We start from the raw sequence: 26,330 nt of genomic DNA on the forward strand, positions 1-26,330 counted from the left end.
TCCAGTGATGCATCAATTTGTGGTGTAAGAGAGCCAGCAGGTTCCGGTGGGAAAAGTGCAATGCATTACCGCAAGTGATTAGGCTTGGCTCCCGGGCTCAGCTACGATGAATGCTCATGGCAAGCGAGGGTTTTATCGTGTTCATCGGCGTTCTACTGATCATCACCTGGTTGATCCTCCTCCTGCGCTATCCGGCCAAGGCGTTGCCGGTTTCCCTTGCGGCCGCCATCGGCCTGGGTTTGGTGGCGATAGGCGTCGTGTGGCTGGACAAGCGTGAGGCCCAACAATTGGCACGCCTGGAATTGCGCACCGTCTACGCGCCTCAAGAATGCCCGGCAGACCGCCCACTCAAACTCACCCTGAACAACGGCAACAACGTGCCCCTGACCGAACTGCGCTGGCGCGTCGCTGCCTACGCACCAGGCGACACCGTCAACCTGGCCGACAACGTCTACGCTGCCCCACGCTATCGCGGCCCCGGCGAACTGCAAGCCGGCGCCACCTGGGAAGACTGCCTGCCGGTACCACCACTGCGCCCCGGCTATCGCCCGCAAACCCTGGAATTTCGCGCCGAGCATTTGCAAGGCAGCTTCTCCGACTGACCCTGACAAAGGACTGATCCATGCCCAACGTACTCATCACCGGGTGTTCCAGTGGTATCGGCCGCGCCCTGGCGGATGCCTTCAAGCAAGCCGGTTTTGACGTGTGGGCCAGCGCCCGACGCACTGATGATGTGACGGCACTTCGCGCCGCCGGCTTCAACGCCGTGCAACTGGACGTCAACGACAGCGCCGCGCTCGCTCAATTGGCCGGCCAGATCGGCGAACTGGATGTGCTGATCAACAACGCCGGCTACGGCGCCATGGGCCCGCTGCTCGACGGCGGCACCCAAGCGATGCAACAGCAATTCGAGACCAACGTATTTTCCGTGGTCGGGGTGACCCAGGCGCTGTTCCCGGCCCTGCGTCGTCGAAAGGGTTTGGTGGTGAATATCGGCAGCGTGTCCGGCGTGTTGGTCACACCGTTCGCCGGTGCGTATTGCGCCTCGAAAGCCGCAGTGCACGCCTTGAGTGATGCGTTGCGCATGGAACTCGCGCCGTTTGGCGTGCGGGTGATGGAAGTGCAGCCGGGTGCCATCGATACAAGTTTTGCAAAAAACGCCGGCACCCAGGCCGAGCTGTTGATCAATGAAACGTCGCCCTGGTGGCCACTGCGCGAAAGCATCCGCGCCCGGGCCAAGGCCTCCCAGGATCGGCCTACGCCCGCTCGCGATTTTGCCGCGGACGTGCTCAAGGCCGTGCAACAGGGCACTCCGCCACGCCTGTTACGCTCGGGTAATGGCTGCCGGGCATTGCCATTGATGGCGGCGTTGCTGCCCAAGGGTTTGCTGGAGACCGTCTTGAAAAAACGCTTTGGCCTAAGCGGCCAGCTGTAAGAGCCCCCCGCCTCCCCCGTGGCGAGGGAGCTTGCTCCCGCTGGGCTGCGCAGCAGCCCCAAAACCATCCGCCCGAGTATTCCTGAAAGAATGCGCCGACCTTTTCAGGGGTGCTTCGCACCCCCAGCGGGAGCAAGCTCCCTCGCCACACGGTTTCTCGACTGATCAGCCTTTCATGAAATCAATGAAGGCCCGCACTTTCAGCGGCAAATGCCGGGTATCCGGGTACAACGCATACACCCCCTGTGGCGCAAATCGATGACCCGGCAGCAGACGCACCAAACGCCCCGCCTCCAGGTCTTCCTGCACCAGCCACTGGGGCAGGATCGCCACGCCATGCCCGCGTACCGCAAACGCCTGGAGAATAGCGGCGCTGTCCGCAACCAGTGAGGCCTTGCCGGGCCCGGGGCGATACAGGTGTTCGTGGCCAGCCGGATCCACCACCGCCAACTCCGTCAGGCGCCCATGACCCAGCTTGGGCAATTGCTCCAACTCATCCAGCGTGGCGACCCCGGCAAATTCCGGCGCGGCCACGGCAAAAATCTCGTAGCTCGACAGCTGCACCGCCCGGTGATTGGAGTCGAGCATCCGTCCCAATCGAATGGCCACATCGAACCGCTCGGAGATCAGGTCAGCGTGGCTGGAGGATGTGGATAACTGGACGTTCAATTCCGGGTGCAGGCCGCGAAAGGTTTCCAGTGCCGGCACCACCACCGCCAATCCGTATTCGACGGTGGTGGTGATACGCAACGTGCCTTTGAGCTGGCTGTGTTCCGAACGGGCTTCCTCGACCGCCAGGCGCGCCTCTTCCAGCATCCGCGTGCAACGCAGGTAAAAGCGTTCACCGGCATCGGTCAGTGCCAGTTGGCGAGTACTGCGGGTCAGCAGGGTGACACCCAGCTCGGCCTCCAGGCGCTTGAGGTTGAAGCTCACCACCGCCCGCGTCTGCCCGAGAAAATCAGCGGCCGCGGTCAACGAACCGGCCTCGACCACGGCCTTGAAGGTGTCGAATCGATCCAGGCTGACCATTAAGCGCGCACTCCTTTGTCAAAATATTTTTGACAAACTAACAGTCAAACCGCTGTTTCCCAAATGCCCGCACCCGCCTACCCTGCCGCCATCCACTGCAGGAAGCGCGCAATGACCTACCGCTCGAAAGTCACTTGGATCTTTCTATTGGGCTTTGCCCTCGACCTGGTGAACATGTTTGTCGCCACCATCGCCTACCCGGAAATCGCCCGGGAGTTGCACGCCTCGGTCACGCAACTGGCGTGGATCGGCAACGCCTATATGCTCGGCCTGACCGTGGTCATTCCACTGAGCGTGTGGCTGGCGGCGCTGTTGGGCGAACGTCGGTTGATTGCCCTCAGCCTGTTGCTATTCGGCATGGCCTCGGTGTTGGTGGGCCAGGCCGCATCGATTGAAGCGCTGATCGGCTGGCGGCTGCTGCAAGGCTTGGGTGGCGGCTTGTTGATCCCGGTGGGCCAAGCCTTGGCCTATCGGCATTTTGCGCCGGCAGAACGTAGCCAACTGACGGCCAAAGTCATGCTGGTGGCGCTGCTGATACCGGCGCTATCGCCGGCGTTGGGTGGCTTGCTGGTGGACAGCGTGTCGTGGCGCTGGATCTTTTTCGCCAACCTGCCGCTGGCGCTGATCACCCTGGTGTTGACCTTGTGCTGGCTGGAGGCGGACACGCCCGCCTCCACACGCCCGGCGCTGGAACTCGGCAAAATAGTGCGCCAGGTTCGGCGCCCGATGCTGCGGGTCGCGATGCTGGTGTATCTGTTCATTCCGGGCGTGTTTATCGGCACCAGCCTGGTGGCGATTCTTTATCTGCACGGCCTCGGGTTTAGCACCAGTCACATCGGCGCGCTGATGCTGCCTTGGGCGCTGGCGTCAGGAGCGGCCATTGCCTTGAGCAAAAAACTGTTCAATCGCTGCGGGCCTCGGCCGTTGCTGTTGACGGGCATGCTGCTGCAATCCATCGGCATCCTGTTGCTGATCGAGCCACACCCGACAGTCATCGTGCTCGCCTACCTCCTGATGGGTCTGGGCGGCAGCCTGTGCAGCAGCACTGCGCAAACCCTGGCCTTTCTCGACATTCCGGCCGAGCGCATGGGGCACGCCAGCGCCTTGTGGAATATCAATCGGCAACTGAGTTTTTGCCTCGGCGCCGCCGTGCTCAGTGCGGTGCTGGCTGCGCTGGGCTCCTTCACCGCGACCTTCGCGATTGCCGCAGCGTTGACCCTGTTTCCATTATTTGCCGTACTGTGCCTGGATGCGTCCAATGTACGGACACTGCTTCACCCTGCGAGCGAGCCCACACGATGATTGATTACCGCGACTTTTTTGATGAAGTAATCCAGGCCCATGTCGAGATCGAGCAATGGTTTGCCGGGACAGCACCGGAGGGAACACTGCAGATTTTGCTCGGCCGTTTCTCGCCGGACTTTTCCATGATCACCCCGGCTGGCAAGCAACTGGATTTTGCGCTGCTCAACCAGCTGTTCAGCCAGGCCGGCGGCAAGCGCCCCGGGTTCAAGATCAGCCTCAGCGAGTTTGCCGGGATTGATCGACATGCCCGTGGCGCGACGGTGAGTTATCGCGAGCAGCAGGTGGATGACAGCGGCGCCCAAACCGATCGGCGATCGACCGTGGTGTTTGAAAAGCAGGCCAGCGGCGCCCTGCTGTGGCGCCACTTGCATGAGACTTTTCTACAGGCCTGACACGGTCAAAATGTGGGAGCGGGCTTGCTCGCGAATACGGAGTGTCAGCCACTGAATAGAGTGCCTGATCCACCGCTTTCGCGAGCAAGCCCGCTCCCACATTCAGTTCTGTGTTTGGTTGACGATCACGGTGCAGGTGATCCCCGCCGCCAACAGCACACCCTCCGGCACTTCATCAATGTGGATCCGCACCGGCACCCGCTGGGCCAGGCGCACCCAGTTGAAGGTCGGGTTCACATCAGCGATCAGCTCGCGGCTCTCCGGATTGTCCCGGTCGTAGATCCCGCGCGAAATGCTTTCCACGTGGCCCTTGAGGGTTTCGCCGCTCATCAACTGCATGTCGGCTTTATCACCGACTTTGACGTGGGGCAGCTTGGTTTCTTCGAAGAAGCCGTACACCCAGAACGAGTTCATATCCACCACCGCCATCTTCGCCTCGCCAATACGCGCGTAGTCGCCACGGTGCACGTTGAGGTTGGTGACGTAGCCGTCCACCGCCGCCACAACCTGGGTGCGCTTGAGGTTCAGTTCGGCGGCTTCCAGTTGCGCCAGCGCGTGCTGGTAATCCGCCAGGGCCGAGTCGGCGATGTTGCTGGCGTCGTCGCGGTTCTCCTTGGAGATCACCAGGGCGTCAAGGTCGGCGCGGCGGTGGGCGTTTACCTTGCGCATCTCCCAGGTGGCCTTGCGGGACGCCACCAACGACTGCGCCTGCTTGACCGCAATCTGGTAATGCTCGGGGTCGATCTGCATCAGCAGGTCGCCCTTTTTCACCAACTGGTTGTCACGCACCGGGACATTGACTACCTCGCCGGTGACGTCGGCGGCAACGTTGATGATGTCGGCGCGCACGCGCCCATCGCGAGTCCAGGGGGTTTCCATGTACTGCACCCACAGCGTGCGGCCAATCCAGATCGCCAGGGCCAGTACCAGCAAGGTCGCGAGCAGGCTGAAAAACTTTTTCATCGGGGCATTCTCAACGGTAGACGGTCAGCGCCAGGGCGCCGAACAAGCAAGCGAACAGGCTCAGGCGCAGCAGCGCCGGGTGCCAGAAAAAACGGTACAGGTCAAAGCCGGCCAGGAACCGGTCGAGAGCCCAGGCCAGGCCCGCCGCGATCAGAAACATCAGGGTCATGGTGGGCATGTAGACGCCGTGGAAGGCGATTTCACGAGGCATGGGCGGGTCCTTCGGACTTGAGGGCAGCCAGGGGTGATTGCGGGTCCAGCAATGAGGTGCGGATAAAGTGCAGGTAGCTTTTCACCCGGCGCAGGGCCGAGGTGTCGAAGTGCGGGGCGAAGGGTTCGTCGGTGGCCTGCACCCGGCTGATGGCATGGTCCACGGCGATCAGGCCGCGCTCCAGGTTGCTGGCGCTGGGTTGCAGGAACAGCCGCACCAATGAGCGGCCCATCACCCGGATCGCCTGGCGCCACGGCTGGGATTCGGCATACGCCGGGTGCACCGGCAAGATCGCCTGTTCCTTGCGCAATTCGATGATCGCGTGGCCGACTTCCAGCACCACGAACATCCAGCGCAGCAGGTTGCGTTGCACCTGGGGTTGCCCGGCGGCGAAACCATAGGCCTGGTGCAGCAGGTCGCGGGTGCGGCTTTCGAAACTCGAAGCCAGGCCCTTGAGTTTACCGCTGATGGCAAACACCACTTGCTCGCGCAAGTCCTGCTCCAGCCGACGCCACAACCAGCGGCTGTTGGGCGGCAGGATGATCGCGCCTGCCGCCGCACACACCAGCATGCCGATGACCATCGCGATGTAGTCGTTGATGAAGGTGTAGGGGTTATAGACCGTGAGGTTGTCCGGCACCGAGCCGGTGCTGAAGAAGATCAGCAACCCGACGCCAACGCCGGCGTACTGCGGGCGCGAAGCCAGGAACGAACCGAAGATGATCACCGGGGCGAGCATCACGCACAGCAACGGGAAACCGTCGATCCAGGGGAACACGAAGAACATTTCGACAAAGCCCACCAGCGCCCCGATCAAGGTGCCGCAAGCCATTTGAAACGCCATGCGCTTGGGGTTGGGCGTGGCGGCCGACAAACCCACCGTCGCGGCGGCGATCAGGGTCATGGTGGCGCCGCTGGGCCAGGCCGTGGCCACCCAGTAGCTGCCGAGGACGATCAGGATAAATGAGGCGCGAATCCCGGAGGCAGCGCAGGCCAGCCAGTTGGTTTTCGGGGTATAGGGCTCGTCCCAGTGTTCGCGTTCGTGGCTGTGGTCGGCCAGGGACGCGTGGGTCTGGGCGTAGTTGTGCAGGTCGTCGACGAAGCGGTACAGCAGCTCGTAGGCGGTGTGAAAATCCAGCTGCTCGGCGTCGCTGGGCGCGCTTTCCTGGAAGCTCGTGCGCAGGCTGCGCACCTTGGCGGGCAGGCCTTCCTTATAGGTATTCAACTGATTGGCCAGGCGCGCCGCATCGGGGCTGGTGAGGGCGCGACCGGAAAAACCGTCGAGCAATTCCGCGAGGTCTTGCAGGCCGGGTTTGATGGCGGCCACCACGTGATCGGCCTCTTGGCTGCGCAGGCGTTCGAGCAATTGATGCAAGGCGTTGAAGCGAGTAGTGATGCTCATGAACTCGCTGTTCAACCGCGTCAGCCGGCCATTGCGCCGACGCATGTGCGGGTCTTCGAACACGGTGATGCTGCGCAGCCCTTCCAGGCCCACGGCTTCGGCGATAAAGCGCACGTTGCTGCGTTCAAACCCTTCACGCTCACTGCGACCGCGCAGGCCGTCGGTGACGAACAGCGCAAACACCCCAAAGCGCTGGTACAAGGCGTTGCGCATCGCAGCGCTGGCGGTTTGCGGCAGGATCGCGGCGCTGACCAACGTGGAGCAGACAATCCCCAACGAGATCTCCAGGACCCGCCACACCGCCGCCATGAACGCGCCGTCAGGATGGGCCAGGGCCGGCAGGCCAACCATCGCGGCGGTGTAGCCGGCCAGCACAAAACCGTAGGCGCGAAAGTTGCGATTGCGGGTAGCGCCAGCAGTGCAGATGCCGACCCAGATCGCCAGCGAGCCGAGGAACAGTTCCGTGTTCTGGGCGAACAAGGCGATCAGAAAAACCATCACCGCCGAGCCGGCCAGGGTGCCAAGGAAGCGGTAAAAACTCTTGGCGAATACCTGGCCACTTTGCGGCTGCATCACGATAAATACCGTGATCATTGCGGTGCGCGGTTGCGGCAACTCCAGGCGCATGGCCAACCACAGCGTCAGGAACGCTGCGATCAGCACCTTGAAGATATAGACCCAGGTCACGCCGTCACTGCGTGCCCAATCGAAGAAACCACGGCGCCACTCAAGGGAGTGCAACCAGCGCAGCGGTGCAGGCAAGGGAGTCATTGCATCCTACTCAGTGATCAAACACGGCGAGGGCCGCCGGGGTCTTGCTCGGTAAGGTCTGGCTGTCCTGAGGCACGTCGCTGCCGGCGTCGAGGCCACCGCCCAATGCGGTCACCAGTTCGGCGTGGGCACTCAGGCGCGCGGCCTGGACTTGCTGCTGCACCTGCTGTTGGCGGAACAACAGGCTTTGGGCATTCAGCACGTTGAGGTAGTCGGTGAGGCCGCGCTGGTAGGCGATCATCGCGATGTCATAGGTCTTCTGCGCCGAAGCCACGGATTCGGCGGCGAAGGCTTGCTGCTTGTCCATGGACTCGCGGCGGATCAACTGGTCGCTGATGCCCTTGAGCGCATTCACCAGCGTCTGGTTGTAGTGCGCCACAGCGATGTCGTAGCCGGCGCTGGCTTCACCCAGTTGCGAGCGCAGGCGGCCGCCATCGAAGATCGGCAGGCTGATGGCCGGGCCGGCGGTGTAGTTGAGCTTTTTACCCGTGAGGAAACTGAGCATCCCGCCGCCGGTGGCGACGTAGCCGAGGCTGCCCACCAGGTCGACGTTGGGGTAGAAACCGGCGTGGGCCACGTCAATGCCACGGGCCTGGGCCGCCACTTGCCAGCGACTGGCAACCACGTCCGGGCGCTGGCCGAGCAGTTCGGCGGGCAAGGTCGACGGCAATTTCAGCGGTGCCGCGAGGGACAAGGTGGGCCGCTGCAACTGCGCGCCCTCCCCCGGTCCCTTGCCCGCCAACGCAGCCAGCTGATTGCGGCTCAGGGCAATTTCTTCATCCAGAGCATCCAGTTGCCGATGGGTTTCCGGCAGCGGCGTCTCGGCCTGGCTGACTTCGAAGTGGGTGCCGATCCCGCCATTCAAACGCTTTTGCGCCAGGTCGAGGATCTGTTGTTGCTGGGCCAGGGTGGCGGCCACGATATCGCGCTGGGCAAAGTGCAACGACAGCTGGATATAGGCGCGCACCACGTTGTTCTGTAATTCGAGCTGGGCCTGACGCGCTTCGGCGGCGCTCATGTGGGCGATGTCCACGGCACGCTCGGTGGCATTGCTTTCGCGGCCCCAGAGATCGAGGGCATAGCTCAAGCCCAGGGATGCGTTGTTGTCCCAGGTGGTGGCGTTGTCCAGCGCGCCCGGGCCGTAGAACTGGTCGCTGGGCCAGTTATGGCGCTTGAGCGTGGCGTCGCCATTGACCTGCAACGACTCGGCCGACTCGGCGATCCCGGCCATGGCCCGGGCTTCACGCACACGTGCAGCGGCCATGGCCATGCTCGGGCTGCCTTGCACGGCGAGGTCGATCCAGTGGTTGAGTTGCGGGTCGCCGTAGGCTTGCCACCATTGCGCGGTGGGCCAGTGGGCGTCCTGGGCGGCGCTTTTGATCGCTTCGTCGGTGGCCAATGTATTGGCGACGAGTGACTGGCCTTGAGGGGCAATTCCTCCGGTTCCGATGCAGCCGCTGATTGCTAACGATAAGGCCCAAACACTGAGAGTCTTCAGCTCTCTGCTGATGCGACGCGGCACTGCTGCGAATTCCTGAGAGGGTGTTGCGGGGAAGGTGGCGCAATTCTAAGGGGCGGGCCGGATGGCGATAAGGTGGGATTCTTGTGAATCTTTGTTACCGTTCAGGCGATAATCTTTTGGTAGGGATCACTGGATCCTGCAACTTCGTGTCACAATTTGCCATCTCCCCTGAGAGCACCTAAATGGACACCTTGCAAAACATGCGCGCCTTCAGTTGTGTGGCCGAAGCCGGCAGCTTCACCGCCGCCGCTGTGCAACTGGACACCACCACGGCCAACGTCTCGCGCGCGGTCTCCAACCTTGAGGCCCATCTGCAAACCCGTTTGCTCAACCGCACCACCCGCCGCATCGCCTTGACCGAGGCCGGCAAACGCTATTTGCTGCGTTGCGAGCAGATCCTGGCGTACGTCGAGGAAGCCGAGGCCGAAGCCAGCGACGCCCACGCCCGCCCCGCCGGGCAGCTGAAAGTGCACACCATGACCGGCATCGGCCAGCACTTCGTGATCGATGCGATTGCCCGCTACCGCCGCACCCACCCGGACGTGACCTTCGACCTGACCATGGCCAACCGCGTGCCCGACCTGCTGGACGAGGGCTACGACGTGTCCATCGTGCTCGCCAGCGAACTGCCGGATTCGGGGTTTGTCTCGCAGCGCCTGGGGATAACTTACAGCATCGCCTGTGCATCGCCGGCCTACGTCAAGGCCAATGGCTGTGCACAACGGCCCAGCGACTTGCTCAACCACGCGTGCCTGCGCCTGGTCAGCCCGGTAATTCAGCTGGATAAATGGTCGTTCAATGGCCCTGAAGGCCAGGAAAGTGTGGCGATCAACAGCTCACCGTTCCTGGTGAACTCCGCGGATGCGATGAAAACCGCCATCACCAGCGGCATGGGCGTTGGCCTGTTGCCCGTGTATGCGGCGATTGAAGGCCTGCGCAACGGCACCCTGGTGCGGGTGATGCCCAACTACCGCTCCCAGGAACTCAACCTGTACGCCATCTACCCGTCGCGCCAGTACCTGGATGCGAAGATAAAGACGTGGGTGGAATACCTGCGCAGTTCCCTGCCGGAAATCATGGCCGCACATCAGGCGGAACTGGCGGCCTATGAGCTCAGTGGCAGTTTGGGCGGGGTTCGGCTAAGTAACTGAGGGAGGCAGCCGCTACACCGGCAGCGTAATGCCAAAGGTGTTGCCGCCGCCCTCGCTGCGCACAAACACATCCCCGCCGTGCATCAGCGCGATCGCCTTGACGATCGCCAGTCCCAACCCGTGATTCGCCCCGCTATTGCTGCGGGACGCATCCACCCGATAGAACCGCTCGAACAACCGGGGCAGATGCTCGCTGGCAATCTCATCGCCCGGGTTGGTCACCCCGATCGCCACGTGGTCCTGCAACACGTCGATCTTCACCTCGATCACCTGCCCAGGCAGCGTGTGCTGCACCGCATTGCTCAACAGGTTGATCAACGCCCGGCGCAAATGCGCCCTCTCGATCTGCACCTGGGCATCGCCGCTCACGCGTACCTGCACCTGGGCGTCTTCGAGGATGAAGTCCAGGTAGTCCAGGGTGGTCGCCACTTCGTCCGCCAAGGAACTGCTGATCAACTTGGTGGCCTTGCTGCCCTGGTCGGCACTGGCCAGGAACAGCATGTCATTGATGATCGAGCGCAGCCGTTCCAGCTCCTCGAGGTTCGATTGCAGTACCTCGAAATAATGCTCGGCCGAACGCCCACGGGTCAGCGCTACCTGGGTCTGACCAATCAGGTTGGTCAACGGTGAGCGCAGTTCATGGGCCACATCGGCGTTGAACGACTCCAGGCGCGAATAGGCTTGCTCCACCCGGTCGAGGGTCGAGTTGAAGGAATTGACGAACTGCTTCAGCTCCGGCGGCAACGGCGACAGTTGCAGGCGCCCGGAGAGTTTCGGGGGCGCGAGTTTCTGCGCCTCATCCGACAGTTTGATCAGCGGCTTGAGGCCGATACGTGCGACCCAGAAGCCCAGCAGCGACGCCAACACCACGCCGACAAACGCCAGGCTGATCAGCGCCACCAGCAGTTGATGCTGGGTCGCGCGGAAGTTCTCGGTGTCGACGGCGATCATGAAGCGCAACGGCGGACGCTGGTCCTTGGCGGGGAACTGGCTGACCAGCACTTTGAACGGATGATGATGGCCCGGCAGGTGCAAATCGCGCTTGCCGGTCGGGCCTTCGGCGAAGGCGCGAATCTGCGCGTCCGGGTTGCCGTATTCGTAGGTCGGATCGCTGCTCACCACCCAGAAGCGGATGCGCTTGTCTTCCTCACCCAACAGCTTGAGCTTGGCGGTGATCTTCGCCCAGTGGTCCGGCGTACCGAAGCGGTTCACCGAAGACTCCAGCACGCTGTAACGCGCATCCAGCTCGGCACCGGGCAACAGGCCCAGGCCTTTGTCCACCTGCTGGTACAGCGCGCCGCCGATCAACAGGAAGATCAGCAGCGCCACCAACGTGAACATGCCACTCAGGCGCAGGGCGATGGAGTTAGCCGACACTGCGGTTCTCCAGCACATAACCCATGCCACGGATGGTGTGCAGCAGCTTCTGTTCGAACGGCCCGTCGAGCTTGGCCCGCAGACGTTTGATCGCCACTTCCACCACGTTGGCGTCGCTGTCGAAATTGATGTCCCAGACCATTTCCGCAATCGAGGTCTTGGACAGGATTTCACCTTGGCGCCGGGCCAATACGCTGAGCAGCGAGAACTCCTTGGCGGTCAGGTCCAGGCGAACGCCGTTGCGGCTGGCCTTGCGGCTGATCAGGTCGATCCACAGGTCGGCGATGGTCACCTGCACCGGCTCATGCCCGCCGCTGCGACGGGTCAGGGCCTGCAGGCGCGCCACCAGCTCAAGGAACGAGAATGGCTTGCCGAGGTAATCGTCCGCCCCTTCCCGCAGGCCGCGAATACGGTCTTCCACGCGCTCGCGGGCGGTGAGCATGATCACCGGCGTCTGCTTGCGCGCCCGCAGCGCGCGCAATACGCCAAAACCATCCAGGCCGGGCAGCATCACGTCGAGCACGATCACCGCGTAATCGTTCTCCAGGGCCAGGTGCAAACCCTCGACGCCTTCACGGGCGACGTCGACGGTATAGCCTTGCTCCGTCAGGCCGCGGTGCAGGTAGTCGGCGGTTTTTTCTTCGTCTTCAATAATCAGTACACGCATGAGCCTTTTGTTCCAGGACGGGGCCTCAGCCTCAGTGTGTGGTTGCCAGCTGGAGAGCTGGTTTGGGTCTGTGGAAAAACTTCTCAAGGTACAAGTATATGACCGGCGTGGTGAACAGCGTCAGCGCCTGGCTCACCAGCAACCCGCCCACCACCGCGATACCCAGCGGCTGGCGCATTTCTGCACCAGGGCCGGAGCCCAGCATCAGCGGTACCGCACCCAGTAGCGCCGCGAGGGTGGTCATGATGATCGGCCGGAACCGCGTGACACAGGCTTCATAAATCGCCTCTTCAGGCGGCAAGCCGCGTACACGCTGGGCATCCAGGGCAAAGTCGATCATCAGGATGCCGTTCTTCTTCACAATCCCGATCAGCAGCACCAGGCCGATCAACGCCATGATCGAAAAGTCCTGGCCCATCAGTGACAGCATGATCAGCGCCCCCAACCCCGCCGACGGCAAGGTGGAGATGATCGTCAGCGGGTGCACGAAGCTCTCGTACAGCACACCCAGGATAATGTAGACCGCCACCAGTGCCGCGAGGATCAGCCAGGGCTGGCTGGCCAACGAACTCTGGAACGCCTGGGCCGCGCCCTGGAAGTTGCCGATGATGGTAGTCGGCATGCCGATTTCGTTCTTCGCCTGGTTGAGCATGATCACCGCATCCCCCAACGCGACGCCCGGCGCCAGGTTGAACGACAGGTTGGCCGCCGGGAACATGCCGTCATGGCTGATGGACAATGGCCCTACGGTAGGCGGGTCGACCTTGGCCACCGCCGACAGCGGCACCATCTCGTTGGTCAGCGGCGAGCGCAGGTAGAAGTAGTTCAGGCTTTCGGCCTTGCCGCGTTGCTGGGTGTCCAGCTCCAGCACCACCTGGTACTGGTTGATCTCGGTCTGGAACTCGTTGATCTGGCGCTGGCCGAAGGCGTCGTACAGCGCCTGGTCCACATCGGTGGCGGTGAGGCCAAACCGCGCGGCGGCCTGACGGTCGATGCTGATGTGGGTGATGCTGCCACCCAGCTGCAAGTCGTTGGACAGGTCGCGGAACGCCGGGTTGGCCCGCAGTTTTTCGGTGAGGCGCTGGGTCCAGGTATTCAGGGTCGGGCCGTCATTGCTCTTGAGCACGTACTGGTACTGGGCGCGGCTCGGGCCGGAGCTCAAGTTGATGTCCTGGCCGGCCCGCAGGTACAGCACGATGCCTGGCACTTTCGCCAGTTTCGGGCGGATCCGATCGATAAACTGGCTGGCCGACACGTCACGGTCCCCGCGATCTTTCAAGGCGATCCAGAACCGGCCGTTGGCAATGGTCTGGTTGCTGCCGGTCACGCCCACCGAATGGGAGAACGCTTCCACCGCCGGGTCATCCTTGACGATCTCGGCGATCGCCTTGTGCTTGGCGACCATGTCCGGGAAGGACACGTCGGCCGCCGCTTCGCTGGTGCCGAGGACGAAGCCAGTGTCTTGTACCGGGAAGAAACCCTTGGGGATAAACACGTAGCCGACCACGGCCAGGGCCAAGGTCACCATGAAGATTGCGGCCATGGTGCGCTGGTGGGCCAACGCGCGGCGCAGATTGCGCGCATAACCGGCTAGCAAGCGTTCGCTGAAGCCGGGTTTGTCGTGGGCGTGATGGGTCGGGGCACGCATGAACAACGCGGCCAGGGTGGGCGCCAGTGTCAGTGAGACCACCACCGAAATCAGGATGGTCGAGGTGGCTGTCAGCGCAAACTCCTTGAACAAGCGCCCCACCACACCGCCCATGAACAGCAGCGGAATAAACGCCGCCACCAGCGAGAAGCTGATGGACACCACGGTAAAGCCGATTTCCCCCGCGCCCTTGATCGCCGCTTCGCGCTTGTCGAGGCCCGCCTCCAGATGGCGGTGAATGTTTTCCACCACCACGATGGCATCGTCCACCACAAACCCCACGGAGATCACGATCGCCACCAGGGTCAGGTTGTTCAGGCTGAAGCCCATCAGGTACATCAGCGCAAAACTGGCGACCAGCGACACACCGAGCACGCTGGACACAATCAACGTGGCCGACAACTGGCGCAGGAACAGCGCCATCACCGCCACCACCAGCAGGATCGCGATCAGCAGGGTCACTTCCACTTCATGCAGGGACGCGCGGATGGTCTTGGTACGATCGGTCAATACGCTGACCTGCACCGAGGCCGGCAACATGGCTTGCAGGCGTGGCAGCTCGGCTTGAATGCGGTCCACGGTCTCGACGATATTCGCCCCGGGCTGGCGGGAGATCACCAGGTTGACCCCTGGCGTGTCGCCGGACCAGGCCTGCACGTAGGCGTTTTCCGAACCGTTGACGACTTTGGCGATATCCCGCAGCTGTACGGGCGCCCCGTCCTTGTAGGACACGATCAGTTGGGCGTAATCCTCGGGATGGAACAACTGGTCGTTGGTCGACAAGGTCGACACGCTGTTCTCGCCGTAGATCGCGCCCTTGGCCAGGTTCAGGCTCGATTGCTGGATCGCCAGGCGCACGTCCGCCAGGGTCAGGCCGATGGCCGCGAGTTTATCGGCCGACGCCTGCACTCGGATGGCCGGGCGTTGCTGGCCAGTGATGTTGATCTGGCCTACGCCGTCGATCTGGCTGATCTGACGGGCCAGCAGGGTTTCCACGTAGTCGCTCAGCTCGGTGCTGGGCATGCTGTCGGAGCTGACGCTGAGGATCAGCACCGGGCTGTCCGCCGGGTTGACCTTCTTCCAGGTCGGCAGGCTCGGCATGTCGCTGGGCAGTTTGCCGGACGCGGTGTTGATCGCCGCCTGCACTTCTTGCGCGGCGGTATCGATGCTCTTGGTGAGGGTGAATTGCAGGGTCAGGAGGCTGGAGCCCAAGGCACTGCTGGAGGTCATCTGGGTCATGCCGGGGATGGCGCTGAATTGCACCTCCAGCGGCGTGGCCACGGAAGACGCCATGGTGTCAGGGCTGGCACCCGGCAGCGTGGCGCTGACCTGGATCGTCGGAAATTCCGCTTCCGGCAGTGGGGCGATGGCCAGACGAGGGAAGGCAATCATCCCGAGCAGCACCAGGGCAAAGGTCAGCAGCAAGGTGGCGACCGGATGGTCGACGCACCAGGCCGACGGCGAACGACTGCCACTCATGGCTGCACCTTGGCATCAACGGTCTGGATCACCTGCGGCGGCTCCTTGAGCACGTCGACCTGAGCGCCGGCCTTGAGCCGTGACTGGCCATCGCTGACCAGCACGTCGCCGGCCTGCACACCCTGGAGGATGTTCATGTCGCTGTTCTGGTACAGCACCTGCACCGGCACCAACTCTACCTTGTCACCCTTGAGCCGGTACACGAAGTGCGAATCCAGCCCGCGTTGCACGACGGTGGGTGGAACCACCAGGGCGTTCTTGTGCAGGGCGGTCTGGATGCGGATTGTCACCAGTTGCCCCGGCCAGAGTTTTTGCGCGCCGTTGCTGAACTCGGCCTTGGCGCGGATGGTGCCGGTGGTGCCGCTGATCTGGTTGTCGATCAGGCTCAGGCGACCCTCGCCCAGCAGGTCGCCGGTCTGGCCGTCGGTGTCGGCGCCCATGTAGGCGTTGACGTCGGCGGGCAGTTGCGCCGCGATCAGGCGTTGCAGGGTGGGCAGCATTTGTTGCGGCAGGGAGAACTCGACGGCAATCGGGTCGATCTGGGTCACGGAGAACAAGCCCTGGGTATCGCTCATGCGCAGGAAGTTGCCTTCATCCACCGTGCGAATCCCGACGAGACCGGTGACCGGAGAGCGAATCTGGGTGTAGGAAAGCTGCACCTGAGCCGAATCAATCGCGGCCTGGTTGCCTTGGGCCGTGGCCTTGAGCTGGTTGACCAGGGCTTGTTGCTGGTCATAGGTCTGCTTGGACACGCCGTCGTCGATGCTCAGTTCCTTGTAGCGCTTGAGGTTGACCAGCGCGACTTGCAGTTGCGCCTGGCTTTCCCCGAGTTGCGCCTTGGCCTGGTCCAGGCTGGCGCGGATCGAGCGGTCATCAATGGTGGCCAGCAGGTCGCCGGCCTTCACCAGTTGACCTTCCTTGACCAGCAATTTGGTGAGGATGCCGTCGATCTGCGGGCGAATCACCACACTGTGCAACGACAGCACCGAACCAATGCCGCTGACAAAACCCGGGATGTCCTGCTGTTTGACGCTGATCACTCGCACTGGAATCGCAGCCGACGCAGTCAGTTTGGTCTTGGCCGGGCGGGTCACCACCCAGGCAACCACGGCCAGTACCACAAGGACGCCCACGATCAAGGCCGGTTTTCGTTGAATGTGCATGGGGTGAGGCGCCAGGGCAAAGGATCGGAAGAATGTAGGTTCTTTATAGCCCGCCAACCCGGTCAGCAAAGTGACTGCTAACTGACAGCGCCGTCAGTAAAGTCCGACCATTCGTACGAGCAGTGGTTAAAGATCCGAGGCGCGCAGGTATACTGCGCGGCGGTGTGGCCTGCAAGTCGGGCCCACGTCATTTTCAGTACTCCCCGGAGCTTCCATGAATTCCCCGACACAACCCGCTGTTGAAGCGGTCGACATCGACCAACAGGCCAATCCTGACAGCGTCGAAGGCGAAACCAAGGCCGAGATCCCGGCATTCAAGTTTCCGTTCAAGCCGGGCGAACTGGCCGGGGCAAAAAACGCCAGCCAGCCGTGGTACAAAAACGGCGCGAAGAACGGCCACACCAAGAGCCCGGGCATGGCACCGCCCGGCACCCGTCGCTCCATGGGCAAGCGCTGATCGGTAATAAATCCTTCGCAATCGAGATTTATGCCTACAACAGTTACTGACGTTTCGCCTTGTAGGCCTGCGGCCAATTCTTGAAAGCTTGCACGCACCCGCCAGCCCCGACTCTTTGCTCTGGGCTGGACGTGGTGCAGCTGGTTTTCCGGAATAGGACGTCCCTGTGGTTCTTATACGCACCTGTGTTGTGCTGGGCTTGTCGCTGATAGACGGTGTTGTCTCCATCGCTGCGGCCGGTGATCAACCACGCAGCGAAATTCGTTTTGCCGTGGCCGCGCAATTTCCGCCCTTCCAAAGCCGCAATCAACAAGGCCAACTGGTCGGGCTGAACATCGAGTTGGGCAACGCCTTGTGCGTACAGCTCAACATGCGATGTACCTGGGTCGACCAGATCCTGGTGGAAAATTTCACCGCCCTTGAAGCCAGGCAATTCGACGCGATCATGGGCATCGCCCCCACGTCGAAACGGCACCGGCGAGTGAATTTCACCGATGACCTCTATCCGATGACCACGCGCCTGGTGGCCCGCAAGACATCAGGCTTGATGCCGACCCCTCGCTCGCTGAAGGGCAAGCGCGTGGGCGTCCTGGTGGGCAGCAACCGCGAGGCGTTTGCCCTGGCGAAGTGGGCGCCGAAGGGTGTGATCATCAAGGGTTTCTGGCGCAATGACGAATTGGTCCGCAGCCTGTTGGCCGGCGACATCGATGCGACGCTGCAAGGCACGGTGGAAATCCGTGAGGCGCTGCTCGACACCGCCGACGGCCAGATTTTCGACTTCCTCGGCCCCGCCGTCTCCACCGATCTGCTGGGTAACGGCGTGGCAATTGCCCTGCGCAAACCCGACACCGCGTTGCGCAATGACCTTAACTGCGCCCTCGAGCAACTGATGCAGAGTGGCGAATACCAGCGCATCGTCCAGCCCTACCGCCTTGACGCACCGCCCGCCAGGCCGTAATGGCCAATTAATTGCACCGAACATGAGCTGGATCAGTATTTGCCCAACCCGTGCGCTTAGAGTCGACGCCCTGCCGACTCCTCCAACAATCACGAGCGCGCGTTTCCATGAAGATCAATCTGCCGGTCACCGGTCGAAATGTGGATTTTGCCCCCGACGCCAACATCCTCTCGACCACCGACCTGACCAGCGCAATTACCTACGCCAACCAGGACTTCATCGATATCAGCGGCTATACCCGCGAGGAGTTGCTGGGGACACCGCACAACCTGCTGCGTCACCCGGACATGCCGCCCGCTGCGTTTGCGCACATGTGGCAGGTTCTGAAAAGCGGCCGCTCGTGGATGGGCATGGTGAAAAATCGTTGCAAGAATGGCGATCACTACTGGGTCAGTGCCTACGCCACGCCGGTCACCCGGGACGGCGTGACGGTGGAGTATCAGTCGGTGCGCACCAAGCCCGATGCGCGGCGGGTGCAACTGGCCGAACGAGCCTATGCGCGCCTGCTTGCCGGCACTCGGCGAGCACGGCCCGTGGTGGGCATGCCCCTCAAGCTGTCGGCCTGGGTCCTGGGGGCCTGCGCCGCAACCTGGGCCTTGGGCCTTGGACTGGCCACTTATCCGCTGACCTGGCAACTGCTGGCGGTCACGGCGATGTGTGCCATCGGGGTGATGGGCGTGCATGGCTTGTTGCGGCCCCTCGCACAGTTGAACCAGCGGGCGCGGCTGATTGCTGACAACCCACTGAGCCAGGCGATCTACACCGGACGCGGGGATGAGTTCGGGCGCATCGAGTTCGCCATGCAGATGCTGGAAGCCCAGGTGGGCGCGGTGGTCGGTCGGATTGGCGATGCCTCGCAACGCTTGTCCGGGCACGCCGCAGCGCTGGTGCAGCAACTGGACAGCAGCCACAGCAGCAGCCTCGGCCAACAGACCCAGACCGATCAGGTCGCCGCTGCGATCAATCAAATGGCCGCCAGCGTGGCGCAAGTTGCCGAGCACGCGTTGCAGGCCTCCAAGGCCGCTGACCAGGCCGGCAGCGAGACCCGTGAAGGCCACCAACGGGTGGATGAAAGCCGCGACGCGGTACTGCGGTTGTCCCAGGAACTGGAGCGCGCCACCGACGTGATTCATCAACTGGAAAGCCACAGCGGCGATATTTCCGGGGTGCTGGAAGTGATCCGGGCGATTGCCGAGCAGACCAACCTCCTGGCGCTCAATGCTGCCATTGAAGCCGCACGGGCCGGAGAACAGGGACGCGGGTTTGCCGTGGTAGCCGATGAAGTGCGCGGGCTGGCCCAGCGTACGCAGCAGTCGACCAATGAAATCCAGCGCATGATCAGCACCCTGCAAGGCGGCGCCCGGGATGCGGTGCAGGCCATGGCGCAAAGCAGCCAGCATGTCGAGGCCAGCGTCGGCCAGGCCCAACGCGCTGCCGCCGCGTTGGACGGGATCAGCCAGCGGGTGACCCAGATTACCGCCATGAGCCAGCAGATTGCGGCGGCGGTGGAAGAGCAAAGCGCGGTCAGCGAGGACATCAACCGCAACATCATCGGCATTCGCAATGCCGGGGAAGTGACGGTCAACGCGGGTCAGCAGAGCCAGCTCAGTTCAGGGGATGTGGCGGGGCTGGCGGATGACCTGCGGCGGCTGGCGGAGGAGTTCTGGAGTAAGCGGCGGCAGTAGCGGCATGAGCTGTTTTTGTGGCGAGGGGGCTTGCCCCCTCACCACAGGTTTACATTCACTCAAGCCGCCCGTAACGAAATGAACGCATAGTTGGCCGGCACCTCGGTGGCAATCCGGGCGCCGGCATCCAGCAACTGCTCGGCAATGTCCATCCCGGACACATGAAACACCCACTCATTGGCCTGCACGACTTCTTGCGTCGCCAACTCAATCGCCTGGGCAAACAGGCCCATATCCGGCAGGTACGCGGTAAACCCGTCACCCTTGAGCGCTGTGGTATGGATGCCCAGCAACCCACACACCGCTTCCTTGGCCTGGATATCATCGCGGTCAGCCTGGCGTGAGCGGCGGATCAACTCGGCCAGCTCCTTGTCCATCAACTCGCCCCCCACGATCAGCGCCGGTCCCTGCTCCCAGGATTCCGGCGGGCAGTCCTTGGCGCCCGGGTTCAACGGGATGTGCGGGTTGATCTCCATCGGGTAGATACGGCACACCAACGGCCGCCGTTCGTAAATGCGGCAGCGGTCGTCTTCGTCAAGATTCCGGCAGCGCCCGGCGTTATAGGCGGCAAAGGTGATTGCCACGTACGCCTCGGTACTGCCGCTGGGCACGATGGCGGAACGGCGTTGTGCGTGTTCGCGCTGCAACTCGGGCAGCCCAAGCCCGGTGCCCAGGAAACCCTCCACCAGCACGATGACATTGCCGCCGTCAGCCGCCCAACTGCGGGCTTCTTCGAGGGTCAGGGGCACATGGTGGTCAGTGCAGCATTTGCCGCAACCAACGCAGGAAAAGTGGGTATTCATGGAGGATCTGTCACCAGGCAAGGTCAGAAGGCACTCATGAACGGCGGCGGGTTTTTGCCTCTGTTCACCGTTCTGCCTCTGTGCAAAGCAAGTTATGCGCCAGCGCTTCTATTCCTCGGGCACCAGGTCCCGAAGTACAAACACCATGCCGGCATTTTCATACAGGCGGCGGGCCCGCAGGTTGGACTCCAGCACCTTGAGGTCGACAAACGCCTCGCCGCGTTGCTTGAACACCTGGAAGGTGTGCAGCAATAACGCTCGGCCCAACCCCATGCCCTGGGCACACGGATGAATGGCCAGGTTCTTGATGTAGGCGCTGGTCCAGCATTGGGACACACCCAGGATACCGCTGGCGTTACTCGCCACCAGGCACAGCTTTGGATCGAACTCGGCATCGGTAACGAACTGCTGACGCCAATGCTCAAGGGGGCCAACGCGTCCGCCGCCTTGTTCCTGGGCCAGGCTCAATACCGCGTGGATCGCGGGAGCCATGGCTTCGTGGTAATGATCCAGCTGGATATCTGCCGGCCATTGCGGCGCGGGCAGGCTGCCGGTGAGGTCGCGGCGCAGCAGCTGGAAATACTCTCCCACCGGTCAGAGGCCCTGCTGCGCCACGGTCTGGGCAGCCACCACCAGGCACTTGGTCAGTTCGGGCGAGGAGAACTTGGTGAGCACCGCATTGGCACCGGCCAGGCGGGCTTTTTCGCTGTTCATCGCACTGTCCAGGGAGGTGTGCAGCAGCACGTAGAGGTCCTGGAAGTCCGGGGTTTCCCGAAGGGTACGGGTGAAGGCGTAGCCGTCCATTTCGGACATTTCGATGTCCGAGACCACCACGTTGATTTGCTCGACGGTGCCTTGCAGCTCCAGCAAACGGTCAATCGCTTCCTTGGCACTGCGGGCGGTGTGGCAGGTCAGGCCGAGGTTGCGCAGGGTGTGCACCGATTGCTGCAGGGCCACCTGGCTGTCGTCCACCACCAGGATTCGGGCGTTGCCCAGCACTTCGGCTTCCTCCATGGTCAGGTCGGTGGGCGCCGCTTCGATCTGCGCCGGGGCGATGCCGTGGATGACTTTTTCGATGTCCAGCACCTGTACAAGCGCGCCTTCAACCTGGGTCACACCGGTGATAAACGAACGCGTGCCACCCGAGCCAAACGGCGGCGGGCGGATGTCGGTGGTCAGGCAGTGCACGATCTTGCTTACCGCCTGCACATGCAGCCCCTGCTTGGAACGGCTCACATCGGTGACGATCAGGCAGCCGCCGTCCGGGTCTTGCAGGGGCATTTCCCCCAGCGCCCGACTCAGGTCGATCACCGACAAGGCGGCGCCGCGCAAGGTGGCGATGCCTTTGACGTGGGGGTGCGACTCCGGCAGCTTGGTCAGCGGCGGGCAGGGAATGATTTCACTGACTTTCAACAGGTTGATCGCCATCAGCTTGCCACTGCGCAAGGTAAAGAGCAGAAGCGAGAGTGAGTCTGCGCGAGCTTTGGTGGTGGACATAAAAACCTTCTGTGGATCAGGGATGACGATCTATAGACCGTTATCGACTCGCACGCTGAAAACTGTAGGAGCGGGCTTGCCCGCGAAGAACGTCAACGATAACGCGGGCAGCCTGAATAAACACATGGCCTTCAGGTTCTTCGCGAGCAAGCTCGCTCCTACACACAACAAGCAGTCGTCAGCCCTTCCACACCTGCGGGTTCACCAAATCCTGCGGACGCTGGCCCAGCAGCGCACTGCGCAGGTTTTCCAGGGCACGGTTGGCCATGGCTTCGCGGGTCTCGTTGGTGGCCGAGCCGATGTGCGGCAGGGTCACGGCGTTGCTCAGCTGGAACAGTGGCGACTCGGACAGTGGCTCCTGCTCGTACACATCCAGGCCGGCGCCACGGATGGTCTGGTTTTGCAGGGCCTCGATCAGCGCCGGCTCATCCACCACCGGGCCACGGGAGATGTTCACCAGGATCGCACTGGACTTCATCAACCCAAGCTCGCGATGGCTGATCAGGTGGCGGGTTTTCTCGCTCAACGGCACCACCAGGCAGACGAAATCGGCTTCGGCCAGCAACTGGTCGAGGCTGCGAAATTGCGCGCCGAGTTCCTGTTCCAGTTCGGTCTTGCGGCTGTTACCGCTGTACAGAATCGGCATATTGAAACCCAGGCGACCGCGACGGGCGATGGCCGCGCCGATGTTGCCCATGCCGACGATGCCCAGGGTCTTGCCGTGTACATCACAGCCGAACAACGGCGCGCCGACGCTGGCTTTCCACTGGCCGGCCTTGGTCCAGGCGTCCAGTTCGGCGACCCGGCGGGCGCTGCTCATCAGCAGGGCAAACGCCAGGTCGGCGGTGCTTTCAGTGAGCACATCCGGAGTGTTGGTGAGCATGATCCCGCGCTCATTGAAGTACGCCAGGTCGTAGTTGTCGTAGCCCACCGACACGCTGGAAACCACTTCCAGTTTGCTCGCGCCTTCCAGTTGGGCACGGCCCAATTTGCGGCCTACGCCGATCAGCCCGTGGGCGTGCGGCAAAGCCTCGTTGAACTGGGCATTGATGTCACCCAGCTTTGGGTTAGGCGCAATAACGTCGAAATCCTGTTGCAGGCGTTCGATCATTTCCGGGGTGACGCGGCTGAAGGCGAGGACAGTCTTTTTCATGGAAGGCGGGCTCATCGACTACGTGGGAATGGCAAGCACGCTAACATTCTTGGGTAGGGGTTGTCAGGACGCCCCACACCCGCAAAGGCAGACTGTTGCGATTTGGGCAACAGTCATTATCTTGTTACACTCTGTATCGCACCGCTCACCTGCGTTAATTTGTCGCATCGATGAGCGCAGCGGTTAAGACCGACCCGCTCTCCCCCGATTTCCCTCGACTTATTTCCAGGGCTCTACACTGGGAATCTGTCTTAAAGCCGCTGAGTTCAGCGGCTTTTTTTTGCGCTGAAAAAAGGCCAGGAACCCCAACAACACTGGCCGGTTTCGATTGACCCAAAGGAGCTCCACCGGTGAAAACCTTGCTGACGTTCACCCCGTTATTCCTCGCGATTGCTGCAACGATCGTTCCCCTTGCCCACGCGGCAGACACCCCGGCCACCGACGGTTTCGTCGAAGGTTCCAGCTTCAAGATCAACACCCGCAACTACTACATGAACCGCGACCGTCGCGACATTCACACCGATGACAGCAAGGAATGGGGCCAGGGCATCATCGGCATTTTCGAATCCGGCTACACCCCAGGCACCGTCGGCTTCGGCCTGGACGCCAACGCCATGCTCGGCCTCAAGCTCGACGGCGGTGGCGGCACCGACGGTTCCACCATCCTGCCGGTGAGCTCCGGCAACGGTAAAGCGCCTGGCTCGTTCTCCACCGCCGGTGCGACCCTGAAAATGCGTGCCTTCGACACCGAACTGAAAGCTGGCGACCTGTTCCTCAACAACCCGGTAATCGCCGGCGGCATGACCCGCATGCTGCCGCAGACCTTCCGCGGCGTGAGCCTGACCAACCACAGCCTGGACGGCTGGATGTTCGAAGGCGGCCAGGCCAGCTTCACCAAGCTCTACAACCAGAGTGGCCACCGGCGCATCGGCACCAGCTACGGCGCCTTGCCCAACGGTGAAGACAGCCAGCATCTGGACTGGGCCGGCGTGTCCTTCAGCGGCCTGCCGGGGCTGAGCAGCAACCTGTACGCGTCCGAACTCAAGGACATCTGGAACCAGTACTACTACGACCTGGACTACACCTGGCAGTTGAACGAACTGGTCAGCCTCAACCCGGGCCTGCACTACTACCACACCCAGGACACCGGCAAAGCCCTGCTGGGCAACATCGACAACAACACCTACAGCCTGCATTTCACAGTCGGCGTCGGCAATCACACCGTGACCGCCGCCTACCAGCGGGTCAACGGCAACACCCCGTTCGACTACATCAGCCAGGGCGACAGCGTTTACCTGGACAACTCCCAGCAATACTCCGACTTCAACGGCCCCAACGAACGCTCGTGGAAGCTCAAGTACGCCTATGACTTCGTCGGGCTGGGCCTGCCGGGCCTGACCTCGGCGGTGTCGTACATCAGCGGCAAGACCGACCTGACCACCGTCGACCCGGACAGCCGTGGCTACTCATCCTGGTATAGCGCCGACGGCAAGAACGCCAAGCACTGGGAACGGGACATCGACCTCAAGTACGTGGTGCAAGGCGGCAAGGCCAAGGACCTGGCCGTACGCCTGCAGTGGGCAACCAATCGCGGCGGCAATGGCTACGCGGCAGTGGACCGGGACGTGGATGAATACCGGGTGATCGTCGACTACCCGATCAACGTTTTTTAACCTTCAGGCATTCTTTTAACGGCGACGACTTATTTTTCACAACATGGAACTAAACTGCCAGTATCTCGAGTGCCGAAGTCAGTCCCATGAGTCAACGTCGCACCTTCACCCCGCCTGCACGCCCGGAGCTTCTGCTGATTCTGGGCAGCGGCCTTACCGTCATCCTGATCGTGATCATCGTTGCCGTACTGCTGACTCGCGAACACACCAGCGCCCTGCTGACGGCCCAGCGCTCCACCACCAATATCACCCAGTTAATCAACGCCGATGTGTTACGCAACGTCGAACTCTACGACCTGGCCCTGAACGGCCTGATTGTCGCGACCACCCGCCACGACTTACCCCAGGTCTCGGCCGACATCCTGCATATGGTGCAGTTCGACCAGTCCACGGCCGCCCCTTTCAAAGGCGAGGTCCTGCTGCTGGACAAGGCCGGCACGGTCACCGCCGACTCCTCCACGCTGAAGCCCACGTCACGCAATTTCGCCAATCGCGACTATTTCCAGATCCACCAGCAGAACCCCAACGCGGGCTTGTTCATCAGCCGGCCCTTCAAGATTCGTTGCGAGTGCGATCAGGTCTGGCGTATTGCGTTCAGCCGTCGGGTGCCCGGGCCCAATGGCGAGTTTGCCGGTGTGGCGGTGGCGACCATGCGCCTGGCGTATTTCGACCAGCTGTTCAATAGCCTGACCATCGGCAGCGGCAGCAGCATCAACCTGCTGAACAACGACGGCATTCTGCTGGCCCAGCAGCCTCTGCTCGAAAGCGACATGATCAACAAAGACCTGAGCATGCGGCCAAACTTCAAAAGAATGCTACGCGAAGGCAGCGGCAGTTTCAGCGGCCTCTCCTCCATCAGTGGCAAGCAACGGCTCTATACCTTCACCAGCGTCGGTGCGCTGCCGCTGATTGTGGTGGTGGCGCTGTCCAACGATGACGTGTTTGCCGCCTGGAGACGTGCCACCGTGCTGATCAGTGGCGCCACCGGTGTGCTGTGTATAGGCCTGCTGTGGCTGACCTGGATGCTGCGCCGGGAACTGCGCCGCCGCTATCGCGCCGAGAAGGTGTTGTCGGAACTGGCGGCCACCGACGCCCTCACCGGCTTGGCCAACCGCCGCACCCTCGACCAGCGCCTGCGCCTGGAATGGGAGCGCGCGCAACGCTCAGGCGAGCCACTGGCGTTGCTGATGATCGACGTCGACCACTTCAAGGCCTTCAACGACCGCCATGGCCACCAAGGCGGTGACGAGGCATTACGCACCGTCGCCCGGGTCATCGGCAGCAATATTCGTCGCCCCGCCGACCTGGCGGCCCGTTACGGCGGCGAAGAGTTCGCGGTGATCCTGCCGGATACCGACAGCGACGGCGCGAGCACCATCGCCGAGCATATCCGCAGCGCGGTGGAGCACCTGCCACCGGCGGACGGGGACGCGTTGTCGGTCACCGTCAGCATCGGCCTCAGTACCTGGGACAAACGCAGCCGTGGCACACTCGAAGAGCTGATGTTGAACGCCGATCGAGCGCTGTATGACGCCAAGCACTCCGGGCGCAACCGCACGGTTCACAGCCAGACCACATGAGCCGTTATC

General features: G+C 62.4%; 22 protein-coding genes and 2 pseudogenes. 11 read left to right on the forward strand and 13 right to left on the reverse strand.

The genetic code is table 11. The features are described 5' to 3' along the window. Positions 1-137 precede the first annotated feature (137 nt). Together NVB75_RS14575 and NVB75_RS14580 are read left to right on the forward strand one after the other, a co-directional pair. Complete coding sequence (locus tag NVB75_RS14575) at positions 138-602, forward strand: multidrug transporter (RefSeq protein WP_258348626.1); 465 nt, start codon at positions 138-140, stop codon at positions 600-602. A gap of 20 nt (positions 603-622) precedes the next feature. Then, on the forward strand, positions 623-1,435 hold the full coding sequence (locus NVB75_RS14580) for an SDR family oxidoreductase (protein WP_258347810.1): 813 nt from the start codon (positions 623-625) through the stop codon (positions 1,433-1,435). A gap of 165 nt (positions 1,436-1,600) precedes the next feature. On the opposite strand, the gene NVB75_RS14585 is transcribed toward NVB75_RS14580, so the two are convergent. Then, on the reverse strand, positions 1,601-2,464 hold the full coding sequence (locus NVB75_RS14585) for a LysR family transcriptional regulator (protein ID WP_258347812.1): 864 nt from the start codon (positions 2,462-2,464) through the stop codon (positions 1,601-1,603). A gap of 111 nt (positions 2,465-2,575) precedes the next feature. On the opposite strand from NVB75_RS14585, the gene NVB75_RS14590 reads away from it, so the two are divergent. Continuing rightward, positions 2,576-3,766, forward strand: a complete 1,191-nt coding sequence (locus tag NVB75_RS14590) for an MFS transporter (protein ID WP_258347814.1) — start codon at positions 2,576-2,578, stop codon at positions 3,764-3,766. After that, entirely contained in the window at positions 3,763-4,161 is a 399-nt protein-coding gene (locus tag NVB75_RS14595) for a hypothetical protein (RefSeq protein WP_063027246.1), read from the forward strand. The genes NVB75_RS14590 and NVB75_RS14595 overlap by 4 nt, the downstream gene beginning before the upstream one ends. Positions 4,162-4,263: 102 nt before the next feature. Here the strand turns inward: NVB75_RS14595 and NVB75_RS14600 are convergent, their stop codons facing one another. From NVB75_RS14600 to NVB75_RS14615, 4 genes are read right to left on the reverse strand one after another with little or no spacing between them, the layout of a single operon-like run. Next, positions 4,264-5,124 carry an HlyD family secretion protein gene (locus NVB75_RS14600; protein ID WP_010170446.1) on the reverse strand — a complete coding sequence of 287 codons (861 nt, stop codon included), beginning with the start codon at positions 5,122-5,124 and terminating at the stop codon, positions 4,264-4,266. Between the two features lie 10 nt (positions 5,125-5,134). After that, positions 5,135-5,335, reverse strand: a complete 201-nt coding sequence (locus NVB75_RS14605; RefSeq protein WP_003216262.1) for a DUF1656 domain-containing protein — start codon at positions 5,333-5,335, stop codon at positions 5,135-5,137. Then, positions 5,325-7,508: an FUSC family protein gene (locus NVB75_RS14610; protein ID WP_258347817.1), complete on the reverse strand. Its 2,184-nt coding sequence runs from the start codon at positions 7,506-7,508 to the stop codon at positions 5,325-5,327. The genes NVB75_RS14605 and NVB75_RS14610 overlap by 11 nt, the downstream gene beginning before the upstream one ends. Before the next feature lie 10 nt (positions 7,509-7,518). Further along, a complete protein-coding gene (locus NVB75_RS14615) occupies positions 7,519-9,030 on the reverse strand; it encodes an efflux transporter outer membrane subunit (RefSeq protein ID WP_258347818.1) in 1,512 nt (503 codons plus the stop codon). A gap of 182 nt (positions 9,031-9,212) precedes the next feature. On the opposite strand from NVB75_RS14615, the gene NVB75_RS14620 reads away from it, so the two are divergent. Then, complete coding sequence (locus tag NVB75_RS14620; RefSeq protein ID WP_003216257.1) at positions 9,213-10,181, forward strand: LysR family transcriptional regulator; 969 nt, start codon at positions 9,213-9,215, stop codon at positions 10,179-10,181. A 12-nt stretch (positions 10,182-10,193) separates the two neighbouring features. Here NVB75_RS14620 and NVB75_RS14625 read toward each other — a convergent pair whose 3' ends face one another. Genes NVB75_RS14625 through NVB75_RS14640 form a run of 4 tightly spaced genes read right to left on the reverse strand, consistent with a single transcriptional unit; the run spans position 10,194 to position 16,515 of the window. Continuing rightward, complete coding sequence (locus NVB75_RS14625) at positions 10,194-11,558, reverse strand: heavy metal sensor histidine kinase (protein WP_258347820.1); 1,365 nt, start codon at positions 11,556-11,558, stop codon at positions 10,194-10,196. Beyond that, positions 11,548-12,225 (reverse strand): heavy metal response regulator transcription factor, encoded by a 678-nt coding sequence (locus tag NVB75_RS14630; RefSeq protein WP_003216255.1) that lies wholly within the window; start codon positions 12,223-12,225, stop codon positions 11,548-11,550. Before NVB75_RS14630 ends, NVB75_RS14625 begins: the two co-directional genes overlap by 11 nt. Before the next feature lie 31 nt (positions 12,226-12,256). Beyond that, positions 12,257-15,352, reverse strand: a complete 3,096-nt coding sequence (locus NVB75_RS14635; protein WP_258347822.1) for a multidrug efflux RND transporter permease subunit — start codon at positions 15,350-15,352, stop codon at positions 12,257-12,259. Next, entirely contained in the window at positions 15,349-16,515 is a 1,167-nt protein-coding gene (locus NVB75_RS14640; RefSeq protein ID WP_258347824.1) for an efflux RND transporter periplasmic adaptor subunit, read from the reverse strand. The genes NVB75_RS14635 and NVB75_RS14640 overlap by 4 nt, the downstream gene beginning before the upstream one ends. Positions 16,516-16,729: 214 nt before the next feature. On the opposite strand from NVB75_RS14640, the gene NVB75_RS14645 reads away from it, so the two are divergent. The 4 genes and pseudogenes from NVB75_RS14645 to NVB75_RS33420 all read left to right on the forward strand — a co-directional run. Next, on the forward strand, positions 16,730-16,972 hold the full coding sequence (locus NVB75_RS14645; RefSeq protein WP_003216247.1) for a hypothetical protein: 243 nt from the start codon (positions 16,730-16,732) through the stop codon (positions 16,970-16,972). Positions 16,973-17,138: 166 nt separating this feature from the next. Next, positions 17,139-17,930 (forward strand): transporter substrate-binding domain-containing protein, encoded by a 792-nt coding sequence (locus NVB75_RS14650; protein ID WP_258347826.1) that lies wholly within the window; start codon positions 17,139-17,141, stop codon positions 17,928-17,930. 107 nt (positions 17,931-18,037) lie between these two features. Next, positions 18,038-18,319, forward strand: a pseudogene (locus NVB75_RS33415) (PAS domain-containing protein); the annotation flags it as partial. A 297-nt stretch (positions 18,320-18,616) separates the two neighbouring features. Beyond that, positions 18,617-19,615 (forward strand): annotated as a pseudogene (locus tag NVB75_RS33420) (methyl-accepting chemotaxis protein); the annotation flags it as partial. 59 nt (positions 19,616-19,674) lie between these two features. On the opposite strand, the gene NVB75_RS14660 reads toward NVB75_RS33420, so the two are convergent. The 4 genes from NVB75_RS14660 to NVB75_RS14675 all read right to left on the reverse strand — a co-directional run bounded on the left by NVB75_RS14660 (position 19,675) and on the right by NVB75_RS14675 (position 23,068). After that, complete coding sequence (locus NVB75_RS14660) at positions 19,675-20,418, reverse strand: YkgJ family cysteine cluster protein (protein WP_258347830.1); 744 nt, start codon at positions 20,416-20,418, stop codon at positions 19,675-19,677. Between the two features lie 108 nt (positions 20,419-20,526). Further along, on the reverse strand, positions 20,527-21,009 hold the full coding sequence (locus NVB75_RS14665; protein WP_258347832.1) for an N-acetyltransferase: 483 nt from the start codon (positions 21,007-21,009) through the stop codon (positions 20,527-20,529). Positions 21,010-21,012: 3 nt separating this feature from the next. After that, a complete protein-coding gene (locus NVB75_RS14670) occupies positions 21,013-21,915 on the reverse strand; it encodes a chemotaxis protein CheV (protein ID WP_063027220.1) in 903 nt (300 codons plus the stop codon). Between the two features lie 178 nt (positions 21,916-22,093). Then, positions 22,094-23,068, reverse strand: coding sequence for a D-glycerate dehydrogenase (locus NVB75_RS14675; RefSeq protein ID WP_017477680.1), 975 nt, complete (start codon positions 23,066-23,068; stop codon positions 22,094-22,096). Positions 23,069-23,418: 350 nt separating this feature from the next. Here NVB75_RS14675 and NVB75_RS14680 point away from each other — a divergent pair, with 350 nt between their 5' ends. Both NVB75_RS14680 and NVB75_RS14685 read left to right on the forward strand, forming a co-directional pair. Next, entirely contained in the window at positions 23,419-24,741 is a 1,323-nt protein-coding gene (locus NVB75_RS14680) for an OprD family porin (protein WP_258347836.1), read from the forward strand. 86 nt (positions 24,742-24,827) lie between these two features. After that, the gene (locus NVB75_RS14685) at positions 24,828-26,321 is read left to right on the forward strand and encodes a sensor domain-containing diguanylate cyclase (RefSeq protein ID WP_258347845.1); all 1,494 of its coding nucleotides are present in this window, start codon (positions 24,828-24,830) and stop codon (positions 26,319-26,321) included. Positions 26,322-26,330: the final 9 nt, after the last annotated feature.

Origin of the sequence: Pseudomonas sp. CBS (genome assembly GCF_024734645.1) — a bacterium.
Classification (GTDB): domain Bacteria; phylum Pseudomonadota; class Gammaproteobacteria; order Pseudomonadales; family Pseudomonadaceae; genus Aquipseudomonas.